11 protein-coding genes and 1 tRNA gene are annotated in these 13,684 nt (G+C 69.2%); 6 read left to right on the plus strand and 6 right to left on the minus strand.

Going from position 1 to position 13,684, the window contains the following annotated elements; translation table 11 throughout:
* Window positions 1–29: 29 nt before the first annotated feature.
* Window positions 30–1,715: an ABC transporter substrate-binding protein gene (locus CLV49_RS03065; RefSeq protein WP_106562219.1), complete on the minus strand. Its 1,686-nt coding sequence runs from the start codon at window positions 1,713–1,715 to the stop codon at window positions 30–32.
* A 146-nt stretch (window positions 1,716–1,861) separates the two neighbouring features.
* Between CLV49_RS03065 and CLV49_RS03070 the strand changes: the two genes are divergently transcribed.
* On the plus strand, window positions 1,862–3,085 hold the full coding sequence (locus CLV49_RS03070) for an ROK family transcriptional regulator (protein ID WP_158261892.1): 1,224 nt from the start codon (window positions 1,862–1,864) through the stop codon (window positions 3,083–3,085).
* Between the two features lie 101 nt (window positions 3,086–3,186).
* On the plus strand, window positions 3,187–4,938 hold the full coding sequence (locus tag CLV49_RS03075; protein WP_106562221.1) for a glycoside hydrolase family 13 protein: 1,752 nt from the start codon (window positions 3,187–3,189) through the stop codon (window positions 4,936–4,938).
* A gap of 241 nt (window positions 4,939–5,179) precedes the next feature.
* On the opposite strand, the gene CLV49_RS03080 is transcribed toward CLV49_RS03075, so the two are convergent.
* From CLV49_RS03080 to CLV49_RS03095, 4 genes are all read right to left on the minus strand, one after another.
* Window positions 5,180–6,865 carry a M23 family metallopeptidase gene (locus tag CLV49_RS03080; RefSeq protein ID WP_106562222.1) on the minus strand — a complete coding sequence of 562 codons (1,686 nt, stop codon included), beginning with the start codon at window positions 6,863–6,865 and terminating at the stop codon, window positions 5,180–5,182.
* Between the two features lie 250 nt (window positions 6,866–7,115).
* Window positions 7,116–7,916 carry an inositol monophosphatase family protein gene (locus CLV49_RS03085; protein ID WP_106562223.1) on the minus strand — a complete coding sequence of 267 codons (801 nt, stop codon included), beginning with the start codon at window positions 7,914–7,916 and terminating at the stop codon, window positions 7,116–7,118.
* A 110-nt stretch (window positions 7,917–8,026) separates the two neighbouring features.
* Window positions 8,027–8,108, minus strand: a tRNA-Tyr gene (locus CLV49_RS03090).
* Window positions 8,109–8,281: 173 nt separating this feature from the next.
* On the minus strand, window positions 8,282–9,226 hold the full coding sequence (locus tag CLV49_RS03095; RefSeq protein ID WP_106562224.1) for a carbohydrate kinase family protein: 945 nt from the start codon (window positions 9,224–9,226) through the stop codon (window positions 8,282–8,284).
* A 60-nt stretch (window positions 9,227–9,286) separates the two neighbouring features.
* Here CLV49_RS03095 and CLV49_RS03100 point away from each other — a divergent pair, with 60 nt between their 5' ends.
* The 4 genes from CLV49_RS03100 to CLV49_RS03115 all read left to right on the plus strand — a co-directional run bounded on the left by CLV49_RS03100 (window position 9,287) and on the right by CLV49_RS03115 (window position 12,766).
* Entirely contained in the window at window positions 9,287–10,582 is a 1,296-nt protein-coding gene (locus tag CLV49_RS03100) for a GNAT family N-acetyltransferase (RefSeq protein WP_106562225.1), read from the plus strand.
* Window positions 10,583–10,666: 84 nt separating this feature from the next.
* Entirely contained in the window at window positions 10,667–11,155 is a 489-nt protein-coding gene (locus tag CLV49_RS03105) for a YajQ family cyclic di-GMP-binding protein (RefSeq protein WP_106564846.1), read from the plus strand.
* Between the two features lie 77 nt (window positions 11,156–11,232).
* Complete coding sequence (locus CLV49_RS03110) at window positions 11,233–11,934, plus strand: phosphatase PAP2 family protein (protein WP_106562226.1); 702 nt, start codon at window positions 11,233–11,235, stop codon at window positions 11,932–11,934.
* A gap of 19 nt (window positions 11,935–11,953) precedes the next feature.
* Window positions 11,954–12,766 (plus strand): DUF1206 domain-containing protein, encoded by an 813-nt coding sequence (locus CLV49_RS03115; RefSeq protein WP_106562227.1) that lies wholly within the window; start codon window positions 11,954–11,956, stop codon window positions 12,764–12,766.
* Between the two features lie 42 nt (window positions 12,767–12,808).
* Here the strand turns inward: CLV49_RS03115 and CLV49_RS03120 are convergent, their stop codons facing one another.
* Entirely contained in the window at window positions 12,809–13,612 is an 804-nt protein-coding gene (locus CLV49_RS03120; RefSeq protein ID WP_106562228.1) for a hypothetical protein, read from the minus strand.
* Between the last annotated feature and the right edge of the window lie 72 nt (window positions 13,613–13,684).

The raw sequence follows: 13,684 nt of genomic DNA on the forward strand, positions 1-13,684 counted from the left end.
TGCGGTCGGGCGGGCGGGGCGGACCGCGGTTACTTCGCCGGAGTGATGTTCTTGAGGATCACGCCGTTGTCCCACGACTTCCACGACGCGGCGAGCGCATAGGGGTCGTCGTTCGACGGCCAACCGACGGCGTTCGACGTGTTGAACTCGGTGAGCATCGAGTTCACGTAGATCGGGATGTAGGGCATGTCCCGGGCGATCTCCGCCTGGATGATCCCGTACTGCTCGGCCTGGACGGCCTCGTCCGAGGTCGCTCCGGCCGTGCGGACGGCATCGTCGACCGTCGGGTTGCTGTAGCGGGCGGCGTTGCCGGCACTGGCGGACTCACCCACCGGAGCGGTCTGCGAGCTGTTGTACCACTTGTCGTACGTGAAGTACGGGTTGTTGGACGGCTGCAGGCCGATCGAGTCGAGTGACAGCTGGTACTGGCCGAGGGTCTGATTGTTGTTCCACTCGTTCCACGACAGCTGCGTCGGCTTCAGCTCGATGCCCACCTCGGCGAGCTGCTGCGTCATGGCGTCGTTGAGGGAGATGTAGTCGCTCCATCCGGAGACCGTCTGGATCGAGAGGCTCAGCCGCTCGCCGTCCTTCTCACGGATGCCGTCGGAGCCCTCGGTCCAGCCCGCCTCGTCGAGGATGCGCTTCGCCTCGTCGACCTCGGCACCGGACGGCGTCTCCGTCAGCTCGGTGTCGGAGATCCAGCGCGCGTCGCGTTCCGGCAGGACGAGCGTCGGGGACGCTGTTCCGGCGAAGCCTCCGCCGGCGAGAGCGTTGAGCTGCTCGCGGTCGATGCCGTAGTAGAGCGCCTGACGCACCGCCGGGTCGGTCTGCGGACCCGAGCATCCGAGGTCGGCGTTGGAGCACGTGAAGATCGATGTCGTCAGCGCGGGGGTGTTCACGTAGCTCAGGTCGGGATTGTCCGCGATGAGCTTCTCGAGGCTGGGAAGGAACGAGCTCATCCAGTCGACGTCGCCCGCGAGCAGAGCCGCGCTTGCGGAGTCGGCGTTCTCGAGGGAGATGTAACGCACCTTGTCGATGGCGGGCTTGCCCTCCTCCCAGTAGTTCTCGTTCTTCGCGAGGAGGTAGCTCTGGGCACTGAACGACTCGACCGTGTACGGGCCCGTCCCGACCGGGTTCGAGTTGATCTCGGTGATCGGGTCGGCCACGTCCTTCCAGATGTGCTCAGGCACGATCCCGCGGTTGCCGAGCACGCTCGGCTCCTGCATGAACGACTGCTCGTCGAAGGTCAGGACGACGGTGTTCTCGTCGGTGGCCTCTGCCGTCGCGCTGAGCCCCGAGGTGTTGAGTTCGGGCGTCTCGGCGACGAGGTTGAAGGTGAAGGCCACGTCCTCGGCGCTGAAGTCCTCGCCGTCGGACCATTTCACGCCCTCACGCGTCGTGATGGTGAGCTCGGTGCCCTCGTCGTTCCACTCGTACCCCGTTGCGAGCACGGGCACGGGGTCCTCGTCCTGCGCGGCGTTGTACCAGTAGAGCGATTCGAAGATCACGCCGAGCGTCGGCTGGAGGGCCGTGGTCGAGAACGGATTGAAGTTCTCGGTGATCGTGCCGGTCGCTCCGTTGAAGACGGTGACGGTGGATTCACCGCCCGAGCCCGAGTCGGGGCTGGTGGAGCATCCGGAGAGCAGGAGCGCTGCGGCGGCGAGCGAGCCGACGATGCCGGCTGCCGTTCTCCGTCGCGATGATTTCAGGGACATCGTCGGACCTTTCATCGGTGGTGTGCAAGACGCTGCGACGCCGACGACACGAGGCATCATCGCCGGTAGGTACTTTCTTAGGTGACTTTATTATGTGTGTCAAGTTAAACGATCGAACGGGCACCTGCGGACAGTAGGATGTGGCCGTGGTGGAGAAACTGGGACGGCGGAGCTCGTCGAAGGGCACAGCCCTCGATCTCATCCGATCGTCCGGCCCCATCAGTCGCGTCGAGCTCGCCGAGATGACGGGGCTCACGCAAGCGACCATCTCCACTGTCGTCCGCGGGCTCATCACCGACGGCCTCATCTCCGAGACCGGGCGAGCGGAATCGACCGGCGGAAAACCGCGCATGCACCTGCAGATCAACCCCGGCTCGCGCTTGAGCATCGGCGTGCACGTGGGCGCCGACCACATCACGTACGTCGTCACCGATCTCGCCGGGACGGTGGTCGGACGGCTTCGCTCCCGCGGACCCGGGATGAATTCGCCGATCGAATCCGTGGGACGGATCGCGACGGACGTCGACCGCCTCATCGCGGGGCTCGACATCGACCGATCGCGCATCGTCGGACTCGGCCTCGTCACCCCCGGCCCGATCGACAAGGGCTCGGGGTCGATCCAGAACGCCCCGACTCTGGCCCACTGGACCGATTTCCCGCTTGCCCGCGCCGTGTCGACCGCGACGGGCCTTCCCTGCGTGTTCGACAACGACGCGACGGCGGCCGCGATCGGCGAGTACTGGATGGGGGCGACGAGCGATCACCTCACGTACGCGTCCGTCTACATGGGTGTGGGCATCGGCGCGGGGATCGTCATCGACGGATCGATCTATCACGGTGAGCTCTCCAACGTCGGAGAGCTCGGCCATGTCACGGTCGATGCGCGCGGGCGGCGATGTCCGTGCGGCAACGTGGGCTGCGTCGAACTGTACGCGGCACCGCCCGCCGTGGTCGCCGCGGCCCGGACCGCCGTCGAGTCGGGCACGCTCGACATGGTCTTCACGGGCGTCCTCGCGCGTGACTTCGAGACCGTCGCGACCCTCGCGATGGCGGGAGATGCGACCGCCCTCGGCCTCATCGACGAATCTGCGGAGTACCTCGCGAGCGCGATCGTCTCGATGGTGAACCTCATCGATCTCCACCTGATCGTGCTCGCCGGCAGCGCGTTCTCCGTCGCCGGCTCGATCTACGCCTCGACCATCTCGGCGACCCTCGCCGAGCGGGTGCTCGCCCGATCAATCCGCGGCGTCGATGTGAGGATGTCGGTCAACGGCGACGACGCGGCGGCTCTCGGGGCGGCCACGATGGTGCTCCAGGAGAACCTGTCGCCACGCTCCCTCCGCGCGGTCACCCTCGCCACCGCTCCCTGACCCCGCTGGGTTCGCCTACGCGGATCCACAGGGTGCGGGCGGGACTGCACAGGTGGAGCGGACTGTCGAGGCGGAACGCGAGCGGCCCGTAAACTTCAGGTATGACGACGGCCGATCTCCCGACGACCACCGCCGACGGTACCCCCGTCGCCATCGCACCCGGCACCGAATGGTGGCGCAGCGCGGTGATCTACCAGATCTACCCGCGCTCGTTCGCCGACTCGAACGGCGACGGCATCGGCGACCTCGAGGGCATCCGCACCCGACTCCCCGCTCTCTCGCGCCTCGGCGTCGACGCCGTATGGCTCTCCCCGTTCATGACGAGCCCCCAGAAGGACGCCGGATACGACGTCGCCGACTACTGCGACGTCGACCCGCTCTTCGGCTCGCTCGACGACTTCGACCTCATGACCGCCGAGGCGCACCGCCACGGCATCCGCATCATCGTCGACCTCGTCCCGAACCACTCCTCCGATGCACACGTCTGGTTCCAGGCGGCATTGGCGGCACCCGCCGGCTCCCCCGAACGCGCGCGCTACCTCTTCCGCGACGGCAAGGGCCCGGACGGCACCGAGCCTCCGAACAACTGGCAGTCCGTGTTCGGCGGTCCGGCGTGGACCCGCATCACGGAGCCAGACGGCACGCCCGGCCAGTGGTACCTCCACATCTTCGACTCCAGCCAGCCCGACTTCGACTGGACCAACGACGAGGTGCGCGCGATGTTCCGCGACGTGCTCCGCTTCTGGCTCGACCGGGGCGTCGACGGCTTCCGCGTCGACGTCGCCCACGGCATGATCAAGGCCGACGGCCTCCCCGACTACACCCCGCCGGCCGACGGCGGCAGCATGGGCGGCGCCGGGGGTGTCGGCCTCGAGCCGGCGATCTCCGACCAGGAGACCGTCGAGGTTCCGGGAGCGCCGTACTGGGGGCAGGACGGCGTCCATGAGATCTTCCGTGACTGGCACGAGGTGCTCGCCGCCTACGACGGCGATCGCGTGCTGTGCGCTGAGGCCTGGGTGGACCCGTTGTCCAAGATGGCCCTGTGGGTGCGCCCCGACGAGATGCAGCAGGCGTTCAACTTCCCGTACCTCGAGACGCCGTGGGCCGCCGCTCCCCTGCGTGCCGTCATCGACGAGTCCATCGCGGCGTTCGGGGCGGTCGGCGCACCGAGCACGTGGGTGCTGTCGAACCACGACGTCGTGCGCCACGCTTCGCGTCTCGCCGTCACCTCCGACAACCCGCAGGGCTACGGCATCGGCCCGAACACTCCCGGCAAGCCCGACCCCGTGATCGGCTTGGCCCGCGCGCGCGCCGCCTCCATGCTCATGCTCGCGCTCCCAGGCGGGGCGTACCTCTACCAGGGTGAAGAGCTCGGCCTGCCCGAGGCCATCGATCTTCCGGACGACGCCCGCCAGGACCCCACGTGGTTCCGCACGAACGGCGAGCGGTACGGCCGCGACGGGTGCCGCGTGCCGATCCCGTGGGAGTCGGCGAGCCCCGCGTACGGGTTCAGCCCGTCGGGCGCGTCCTGGCTCCCCCAGCCGGACAGCTGGGCCGATCTGGCGCGCGACGCCCAGGACGGCGTACCCGGCACGACCCTCGAGCTCTACCGCACGGCGCTGCGGCTCCGTCGCGAACACGGCCTCGGTCTGGGTCGCATCGAGTGGGTCGAGGGGCTCCCCACGGACGTGCTCGGTCTCGTCACCGGCGACGTGGTGGTGTTCGCGAACACGGGCACGACGGACGTTCCCGTTCCCGAGGCGTTCCTCGACACCGAACTGCTGCTCGCGAGCGGACCGTTCGACGGCACGACACTGCCGGGCGACACGACTGTCTGGTTCCGCCTGGCCTGACGGGTCGTCTCACGGCGACGGAATGGTCGCCACCCTTCGACAGGCTCAGGGACCGGTGGGGACGTCGGTCAGACGCCTCACCCGGTCGCTGCGCCTGCCGAAGCGTCCCGCGGACCCGACGGTGACGTCGGTCACACGGTCGTCGATCCTGTCGAGTCGTGCCGCGGCAGACCGCGGACAGTGACCGACCTCGGATCCGAGCACGAGGCGCTCGGTTCGAGTCGGCTCGGTTCGTGCCGGGTCAGTTCGTGTTGGCGTACAGCCAGGCGAGCGGGTCCACCTGGTCCGTGCCGTTGAGCAGGATCTCGAAGTGGAGGTGCGCGCCCGTGGATCGGCCCGTGTTGCCGGTCTGCCCGATGACCTGCCCGACGGTGACGGGGTCGCCGACCTCGACCGTGCGCGAACCCGCGATCATGTGGCCGTAGAGGCTGTGGATGACCTGGCCGTCGATGACGTGCTCGATGACGATCTTCACGCCGAACGCACCGCCGGAGTCGGTGGACTCCACGACGACGCCGTCGGCGATCGACTGGATCGGAGCGCCATAGCCCGGGTTGAAGTCCTGACCCTTGTGGTTCGTGCTGCAGCCGATCGAGCAGCCGGGTCGCGCGCCGTAGCCGCTGCCGATGTGCACACCCACCGCGAACGGCCACTGGATGGTGCCGTTCGGGTCGTTCGTGAAGGTGGCCTCCGGCTGGATGCCGAGAGCCTTCGCCGCATCGATCGCCGACATCGCGCCGTACGTGTCGCGCTGAACGGTCTCGAGAGCCGTGTCGCCCGACGCCGCGACGGTCTGCGTGTCACCGGTGGACGTGGTGTCCTGCTGGGTCACGAGCACCTTCTGCTCCGCGACGTCGTCGGCGGAGAGCAGCGCGTTCGCGGGCAGGGATGTCGCGAGCGTGAGGAGCCCGGCGACGCTGAACGCGGCGAAGCTGAACGACTTCGCCGCCACACGTCCTGCGCGACGGCGGCGGGCCGGTGCCGAGACGACAGCGGCCGCGGCGACGGGTGCCGGCGACACCATCGGCGGGTCGATCTCGGTGCGGGGCACGAAGATCGCGCGCTCGTCCTGCTCCGTCACGTGGGCCACCGCGGTGACCGATGTGGTGGTGGCCACGGTGATCGGCACAGCGGAGGCTGACGCCTCCACCGGGTCGAGGACGATCGACGGCGACACCGTCGCCATGACCGGCTCTACGGGGACGTCCTCGACGAGGACCGAGACGGCTTCGCGCTCGTCGGGAATCGCGTTGTGCGACGAGACGTCGGCCGGATCGTCCTGGACGATGGTGAACGGCTGCCCGTCGGTGTCGTCCGTCGGGACGACGAGGTCGGAGGGATTCGCGGCGACAGGAGCGGCTTCGAGGGTGACGCGCGGCTCGACGGTGAGGAGCGGAACAGCCTCGTCCGCGATCGGAACGGACCGCTGGGGGCGACGTGAACGTCGCGTGCCGACCGGGAGCGCCTCGGCCGCATCGACGGGCTCGGTCGCGGAGGTCGAAGCCTCCACGACCTCGTCGCGCGACCGACGCGCGCGACGCGTGGGGGCAGAGGAGGCAGCCGCAGGTGCGCCCATCCAGTCGCTCACGACGTCCGGCGCCGACTCGACGTCGGAGATCGGCTCGACGACGGGGGCGGCACGACGCGCACGACGCCCATCGATGCGTACCGGGGCGGCCGAGGTCTGCACGGCGGACGCGACCCCGGCGATGGCGAGCTCCGAGTCCGGAGCAATCCGACGCGAGCGACGCTCCGAACGAAGGGTCGTAGGGGAATCCGTCGCACGCGCGCCAGAGGCGCGTTTCTCAGAGATGCGTTCCTCGGCTTCGTTCTCCAGCGGGGTCACCTCGGACGGGGTGGTCGCCGGGGAGCGACGCTGACGGGCGCGGCGGAGCGGCGCGTCGTCACCGGGGAGGCTGGCTGGCACGGAGAGATGGATCCTTTGGAGCGGGGCGGGCTAGGCGTCGTTCAAACGGGGTTGCACGTGGTGATGCGCGGCAACGCACGTGCGTTTCCAACGCGGGGTTTTGGGGCCGTCATACATCACCGATGTGTAACGAATTCATCAAGAATAACCCCCTTGCGCACGGAAAGCCAATGGTAGGTTTCCTCGCTTTCGGCGTACAGGAGACATCCCGAGGGCGCGATATTCCCGATCAGCGGCTATTTTTCAGACCCTAGCGGGCGCTGGCGACCCTGTCATGGAGAAAACCGAAAATCTCGGGCGCCGCGGCGATCGTGAGGTCGCGATCGGCCGGGGCACCATCCCTGCCCTCCACGCGCGCACCGGCTTCCTGGGCGATGAGGACTCCCGCCGCCTGGTCCCACGGGTTGAGTCCCGACTCGTAGTACGCGTCGATGCGGCCGCTCGCGACGGCGCACAGGTCGAGCGCGGCCGCACCGATGCGGCGGATGTCGCGCACCTCGGCGACGAGCGACTGCACGACAGCCGCCTGCCGTACACGCTTCTCCGCCGCATAGCCGAACCCGGTACCGATGAGCGCAAGCGCCGGAGACACCCCGGTGTTCACAGCGAGTCGCTCGTCCCCGCGGAAGGCTCCGTGGCCCGCGGCCGCATGGAAGAGCTCGCGCTTGGCCGGGGCGTAGACCACGCCGGCGAGCGCCGTCCACGAACGCGGATCCGGCTCGCCCTCGACCACGGCGATGCTCACGCAGTAGTCGGGGATGCCGTACAGGTAGTTGACGGTGCCGTCGATCGGATCGACCACCCACGTGAGTCCGCTCGAGCCGCCCTCCGCTCCGGACTCCTCGCCGAGGAAGGCGTCGTCGGGCCGGAGGTCGGCGAGTCGCGCACGGATGAGGTTCTCGACCTCGCGGTCGGCCTCCGTGACGACGTCCTCGAGCGACGACTTCGACGCGGCGATGGAGACGCCCTCAGCCCGCCGAGCGGCCGCGCGTTCGCCGGCCTCCCGCGCGATCGATTCCGCGATGTCCCTCAGCTCGAGCACTCCGGTCATCGTTCTCTCCTCGCGTCGCGTGGGCCGGAGCCGCTCCGGTTCCGGATACGACTCGGGCCCGGTCGCTGACCGGGCCCGAGTGATGTGGATGATCCGCCTGAGCAGATCCGTGGCGAGTGAGGGATTCGAACCCCCGAATGCTGAGCAGTCTGATTTACAGTCAGATCCCTTTGGCCGCTTGGGTAACTCGCCAGATGCGCTCCCGACCGAACTTGATCAGCCAACCGGACGCGCCGCAGGAAATACTACATCGAGCCCGCTGGCCCTGCGAAATCCGATCGTCGACCCCTTCTCACCTCTGCGGACGTGCGGGCGTTCGTCGCTCTGTCGGCGCGTGCGACCGCCGATGTCCGCACATCGCGGGATCAGAGGCTCGTGAAGCCCTCGGGCGTCTGGAGCAGCGCGCCCTCAGCACGGCAGGTCGCCGCGGCCACGACCATGGCGCGGTCGAGCACCCGGGACCAGGCGTCGGAGTCGGCTGGCCGTCCGGCACGGACGACGTCCGCGACGACCGAGGCGAGCGACGCATCGCCCGCACCCATCGTGTCGACGATCGCACCGGGGAGCGAGGCGATGCCGCTCGAGACGTCGATCCCGCCGTCGACGATGCGGGCGCCGGCGCGCCCCTCCGTCGCGAGCACCACGTGCGTGCCCCGGTCGACGAGGTCCGGCACGAGCGCACCGAGCCCGTCGGCTCCGAGGAAGGGGGCGTCGTCGTCGCCGACCTTCACGAGGAGACTCCGGCCCGCGAGGCGGAGGGCGTTGCGCTCGAAGCGCTCACGGTCCGCCATCATCGCCTCGCGGGGGTTCGGGTCGACGACGAGCTTCGACCCGTCGGCGACAGCCTCGTCGAGCGCGGCGGACTCCGCATCGTTGTCGAAGGGGAAGCAGCTCACGACCACCAGGCGGGCGTTCTCGATCGCCTCACGCTCCTCCGGACCGAAGTCGACGTGCCGGTTCTGCGCCGCGGTGTTGAAGACGTAATGGGGCTCCCCGTCGACCCGCTCGCTCACCGCGCGCGACGATCCGTGGGGCGACGCCGTCTGGATCAGTTCGACGCCGTGGGTGTCGAGGAACGCACGGATCGTGTCGCCGTCCTCGTCCTCCCCGACCATCGCGAGGAGCGTCGTGGCGACGCCGAGGCGCGCCAGTCCGACGGCGACGTTGAGCGCCGCTCCGCCCACGAACTCCCGCACTCCCGCGTCGTCCCTCAACTCGTCGATGAGGGCGTCTCCGATGACGACGACGCGGCCGTCGTCCGTGCCGTCATCCGTGCGTGCGTCGGCGCCGACGCGACCAGCTGTGTTCATGGTTCGGAATGTACACGACGGCGGTGGCCCGCTGTCGGAGGGGGCCGCTAGCGTTGAGGCATGACCGAGCCGTATCTCTCCCAACCGATCGACGAGACCGCGGCCGCGAAGCTGCGGGAGGCAGGACTCCGCCTCTCCCTCATCGACACCACCGACACCGTGTCCTTCGACGCCTGGCTGTCCGCCGATGCACGCGGATTCCACTCCAAGCAGCCGTCGGCCGCCGCCCTCGCGCAGGAGCGCGAACTGCTCGCGCACCGCCGCCTGACCGCCGTGCACGACGATGCGATCCCGGCGGCCGCCGGCATCGTCGGCACCGTGAGCTCGTGGGCCGCGCCCCTCACCGTCCCCGGCCCCCGTCAGCTCGACGCGTGGCTGATCAGCTCGGTGACCGTCTCCCCCACGCACCGCCGCCGCGGCATCGCGAGCGCCCTGCTGCCGGGTCAGCTGCGCGTGGCCAAGGACCTCGGCCTCGCCGTCGCCGCCCTGACGGTCTCCGAGTCGACGATCTACGGCCGCTGGGGCTTCGGGCCGAGCACGTTCGCCTCGTCGTGGAGCATCGCCCCCCGACGCGCGGGCTGGATCGGGCCGAAGACGACGGGCCGGCTCTCCTTCACGACCCCCGACGAGTTCCGCGAGACGAGCCGCGAGCTCCTCGTGCGCCAGAACGAGGCTCGCGCCGGCGAGATCCGGCTCTCCGACTACCTCGCGGAGCGGCAGATCGGCCCCCTCGAGGGCGCGACCGACGCCGAGCGGTACCGCCTCGTGCGCTACGACGGCCCGGACGGCGACCCGCAGGGCTTCATCACATACATCATCACCGGCGGGGAGTCGGACTTCACGGATCACACGCTCGACATCGTCGCGCTCGTCTCGACGACACCCGAGGCGAACGCGGCCCTGTGGCGCTACGTGATCGAGATGGACCTCGTAGGAACCGTGCGCGCGCACACGCGGGGCGTCGACGAGCCGCTCCCCTGGCTCGTCCGCGACCTGCGCCAGGCGAAGGTCACCGGCGTGCAGGACCACCTGTGGACGCGCATCCTCGACGTCCCGGCCGCACTCGAGGCGCGTCGCTACGAGTCGTCCGGCAGCCTCGTCCTCGATGTCGAGGACTCCCTCGACCTCGCCGGCGGCCGGTTCCGACTCGACGTCGGCACCGACGGCTCGGCCCAGGTGCGTGCGACGGATGACGCGGCGGATGTGTCGCTGCCCATCGCTTCGCTCGCATCCCTCTATCTCGGAGAATCAGCCGTGCCGGGTCTCGCGGCCTCCGGGCGCATCAGCGGAGACGTCGAGACCGCCGACCGTCTGTTCCGCACCGCCGTCGCGCCCCGCCTCAGCAGCTGGTTCTAGGGGCAGCTGCTTCTCGCGGCACAGCCGACCAGGGTGGAGGCTCCGCGCTCGCACGGGCTCGGAGCCTCCGCCTACACTGGTGGCATGGCAGATTCTTCGTTCGACGTCGTCAGCAAGGTCGAAAAGATGGAGGCGGACAACGCCGTCCACCAGGCATCCAAGGAGATCGAGCAGCGCTACGACTTCAAGGGTGTCGGCGCCTCGGTCGAGTGGAGCGGCGAGAAGATCATGATGAAGGCGAACAGCGAGGAGCGCGTGAAGGCGGTCCTCGACGTCCTCCAGTCCAAGCTCATCAAGCGCGGAATCTCGCTCAAGAGCCTCGAGGCCGGCGAGCCCTACGCGAGCGGCAAGGAGTACCGCGTCGAGGCGACCCTCAAGGACGGCATCTCCTCCGAGAACGCGAAGAAGATCGGCAAGATCATCCGTGACGAGGCGCCCAAGAGCGTCAAGAGCCAGATCCAGGGCGACGAGCTCCGTGTGCAGTCGAAGAGCCGCGACGACCTCCAGGAGACCATCGCGCTCCTCAAGGGCAAGGACCTCGACATCGACCTGCAGTTCGTCAACTTCCGCTAGACGCGACCGACGAAACGAGCCGGGCGCGTGTCGTCAAGGCTCAATCTCCGCAGGCGACTCCCCCCTATGCTCACGGCATGACTGATGCCGGGCGGGCTCCCGCGGAACAGATCGCCCTTCCGGCCGTCTCCGCGGAGCCGGATGCGAGGCGACCCGTCGCTGTCGTGATCGGGGTCGCCGGGATCGTCGCCTTCGTGGTCCTGCGCGTCGTCGTGGCGCTGGGCGGCCACCATCCGCTCCAGGTGGATCTGTGGTGGCACGATCTCATGGTCGCGACGCGGAGCGATGCGTCCGTCGTCATCGCCTGGGTTCCGGGGATCGTCGGCGGCACCCTCGGCATGATCATCATCGGCCTCGTGCTGATCGCCCTCTTCCTGTGGCGCGGAAGACGGTGGGACGCCGCCACGCTGGCTGCCGCGATGGTCGTCGTCGTGGGAATCGGCGCCCCGATGGCGGCCGTGATCGCCCGCGTCCGTCCCGCGGATTCCCTCGCCGAGAGCGTCGACACCTCCTTCCCGTCCGGGCACACGGCCGTCGCGACGACGGTTGTGATCATCCTCGGGCTCCTGCTCCGACGGTGGTGGGTCTGGGCCGTCGGTGCCGCCTGGGTCGTCCTGATGATGTGGAGTCGCACCCACCTGCTCGCGCACTGGTCGAGCGACGTGGTCGCCGGACTACTCGAGGGCATCGTCGTCGCCACCCTCACCTGGAGCGCGATCGAAGCCTGGCGCGACCGCCGCGCCGCACGATCCCCCGATACACCCGCCACTGAATCCTGATCGGAAGGTCCCACCGCACATGACCACCTCAGCCGCATCCCCCGCCGGCGCCGCACGCAAGGCGCAGAACTCGCACGCCTTCGAGGTGCTCGCACGTGTCGGGTACGTCGTTCTCGGCGTCCTCCACATCCTGATCGGCGCCATCGCCATCTCCATCGTCGGGGGCGGCGGGGGCGAGGCCGATCAGGGTGGCGCGATCGAGCAGGTGAAGCAGACGCCGGCCGGCATCTTCCTCCTCTGGGCGATCGTCGTCGGACTCTTCGCCCTCGCGATCTGGCAGATCGCCGAGACATTGCTCGAGCGCGACCCGGACGAGAAGAAGAAATGGGCTCACCGCGTCAAGTTCATCGGCACCGCCGTCGCCTACATCGCGATCGGGGTCACGGCCCTCACCTACGCCCTCGGCGGAAGCTCCGACTCCTCGGAGTCGTCGCAGTCGCTGAGCGCGACGATCCTCGCCGCCCCCGCCGGTGTCTTCCTCCTCGTGCTCGTGGGCCTCGTCGTCGCCGGGATCGGGGTCGCGTTCATCGTGCGCGGCATCCTGCAGAAGTTCACGAAGCACCTCTCGCTGCCCTCGGGGAACGCGCGGAAGGGGATCGTCGCGTTCGGTGTGGCCGGATACATCGCGAAGGGCATCGCGGTCGGTGTCGCGGGCATCCTCTTCGTCGTCGCGGCTGTGACGCACGATCCCGAGGCCGCCGGCGGCCTGGATGCCGCTCTCCGTTCGCTAGCCGAGCTCCCCTACGGCCCGATCATCCTGTGGACGGTCGGCGCGGGCCTCGTGCTGTACGGCTTGTTCTGCTTCGCCCGCGCCCGCTACGCCCACATGTGATCCCGAAGGCGCCCACCGTCGATGACCCGCCATCGCCCGGTGTCATCCGGTCATCGGCCCCGAGAGGCCGTCCCCGACACACGAACTGATGAGGGAGACGGTGAGCCGCTCGCCGTCTCCGGACGGTGTCCGCGTCACGTCGGCTTCGACGAGCGGGTACGGCGATGTCGATGACCGGACGTACGTCCAGGACTCGACGTCACCGCCGCTCCGGTGGGTGAACGTGAGGCCCGCGGCCTGCCACGCCTCGACGATCCGCTCGGCGTCGCCCGCGCGTGCAATGACATCCGCGGCGAAGGTCACCCACCTCCCGCCGTCGCACGTGCCCAGCCGCGTGTTCTGCTCGGCGGCGTCCTCGGCGATCGAGCCGTCGGCGAGCTCGATGGCCGTGTCCACGAGCGGCTCGAGGAGGACGGTGTGGTCGTCGAGCTGCGCGTCGTACTCCGCCTCGACCGTCTCGGAATACGCGATCGACTGACCGATGCCCCCCTGCCACAGCTGGCCGGCCACGCCCGAAGCGTAGGGACCGCCGATGGCGAGGGCAGGGGCGGCCAGGAGGATGGACAGGAAGAGCGCAGCGTGCGTCGCGGTGTGGGAGCGAGCGAATCCACGCGAACGCACGATGTCCGCGATGGCGAGGATCAGCGCGAGGATCGCGCACACGACGGCCGCGATCACGCCGAGCGGGAACAGGACGCTCAGTGCGCGACTCGGCGACGAGCCGAAGAGGCCGGCGAGCGTCACGTAGGCGGCTATGGCTGCGACGATGGCGAGCACGCTCGACGTCAGCGACGCCCGGGTCAGCGCCGGTACCGGGCCGGGGTGGTCGTCCTCAACGTCCATCATGCGCACACGCTATCGCGAGCGTCGTGCTCGGAACCGGCGACCATCGGTCGAATCGCATCCGTTTCCCCGAAC

It is taken from the genome of Labedella gwakjiensis (genome assembly GCF_003014675.1).
In the GTDB taxonomy this organism is placed as follows: Bacteria; Actinomycetota; Actinomycetes; order Actinomycetales; family Microbacteriaceae; genus Labedella; species Labedella gwakjiensis.